The organism is Shewanella sp. 11B5 (assembly GCF_002836795.1).
In the GTDB taxonomy this organism is placed as follows: Bacteria; Pseudomonadota; Gammaproteobacteria; order Enterobacterales; family Shewanellaceae; genus Shewanella; species Shewanella frigidimarina.
Genome location: NZ_PJAP01000745.1, coordinates 1 through 1862, shown reverse-complemented (window position 1 = coordinate 1862; position 1862 = coordinate 1). Strand labels below are relative to the sequence as shown.

The window sequence follows — 1862 nt, the reverse complement described above, 5'->3', positions numbered from 1 at the left end:
TTGATTTTGATTACGTTTTTATGTTTCTAGCAAACGAACGGCGTGCTTCCAGTGGTACGCAACAAAGCGCTTTGTGTTCTTTTTTCGTTTGAAATTAATGGAGTCAAAATAAACTTTATTGGTTAGCAACCAGTCCAAAATTTTCATCACATTTGACTATCATTCATGGCGCCGTTAACTTGAACAGAGTAAAAAACTCATCACGCATTATCACGTATCAAATTAGCCCAAGGGATCACATGAATATATTGCAACGTTTTCGCCTACTGTCCACCAGCATATTAATGTATTGTTTCTTTTTTAGTGCGGGAGTGTTCAGCGCAAGCTGCATGGCAAACATTGATACCAGCAAGCTTGGCGACATAAAAGCGGTTAAATTTAATAACCAGCAAGTCATTACCGCAGGTTTACCCACAGAGCCGCAATTTGCACAGCTCGCTCAGGCGGGTATTAAAACCGTGATTAATCTTATTCCTAATGATAATCCAAACGCCTTAACCAATGAGCAGCAAATCGTCACTCAACTCGGTATGAATTATCATAATATTAGCGTGGACTGGCAGCAGCCTACACAAGAAAATCTACAGCAATTTTTTAGCCTGATGGAGCAAAATGGCGACGCACCAGTGCTAGTGCATTGCGCTGCTAATTATCGTGCCTCAGCCTTTTATTACTTATACCAAGCCCGCCACAACAAAGCGCCGTCAATGGCTGAAGCACTAACACCTTGGGGCGACTTACAACAAAGCTTTGCTGAATATCCTCAATGGCAACAACTGATAGAAAATGCAAAACAGCAATATCAAACCAAACAACAGTAATGTAAATACTGCGCTCCGTTTGGCCAGTGCCGAATGAAAGTGCAGGATAAAATCCTGCACTTTCATCCTAACCAATTACCTGTCGCAGGCTTTAGTACAAATAATACCTCCGCTCTCTTCAACAAGTACTAGACCACAAGCACTAGCCAACTGGGTTAGATGACCTTGTAATTCAAGACTCATATTATTCAAGATTGTCGTCCGACACCGCAAATAACCTCTAGGTACTAACGCTTATTTATAATCATGAATATTGCTCATGCTGCAGGTGAAATAAAACCGTTTTTCTTCATGTCCCGACCCACGTATAAATTACTCATGCTTTTAGCGCCAAACAATATTACAGCGGATCCCTAATTAAGCCATCAGGCACAAAGCAGACAAAGCTGTAACAGCGACTTGTTGAGAAAATCAGCACTAATAGAACATATCGATAAACAGCAAAACGTAAATTCAGGTTTTTAAATCACAAAATTGGATACCAGATCATCATGAATAAAGATTTCACATTTACGATTAAGAGCATTCGCCTCGATGAAGATTATCATCCATCAGACAGTACACGTATCACCACCAACTTTGCTAATTTGGCCAGAGGAAGCTATCGCCAAGCAAACTTGCGCAACGCGTTAAAGATGATTGATAACAGTTTTAATGCCTTAGCGAATTGGGATAATCCTAAAGGCGATCGTTACTCCGTCGAACTTGAAATCATTTCTGTTGATATGGATATTGAAGGCAGTGGTAAAACCTTCCCATCGATTGAAATATTGAAAACGAATATTGTTGATCATCAAACTAACCAACGCATTGAAGGTATTGTAGGAAATAATTTTTCCTCTTATGTGCGGGATTATGATTTTAGCGTATTACTGCAGGCTCATAATAAAGACCAGCCCAACTTTAGTATTCCAGATAACTTTGGTGAGCTGCATGGCAAACTGTTTCAGTATTTTGTTAATTCAAATGCTTACAAACAAAATTTTAAGAAAACGCCTGTTATCTGTCTTAGTGTTTCAGATAACAAGACCTATCATCGAA

Annotated in this window: 2 protein-coding genes; both read left to right on the top strand. The window is 39.4% G+C overall.

Annotation, left to right across the window (positions count from 1 at the left end; translation table 11 throughout):
* The first annotated feature begins 239 nt into the window (after window positions 1–239).
* Entirely contained in the window at window positions 240–821 is a 582-nt protein-coding gene (locus tag CXF78_RS15995; protein ID WP_102037340.1) for a protein tyrosine phosphatase family protein, read from the top strand.
* Between the two features lie 491 nt (window positions 822–1312).
* Window positions 1313–1862: putative oxygenase MesX (locus tag CXF78_RS15990; RefSeq protein ID WP_145991503.1), on the top strand; the 550-nt coding region annotated here is incomplete at its 3' end.

Excerpts from the sequence above, each read along its gene's own strand:
- CXF78_RS15995 (WP_102037340.1), top strand. The coding sequence starts at position 240 with ATGAATATATTGCAACGTTTTCGCCTACTGTCCACCAGCATATTAATG.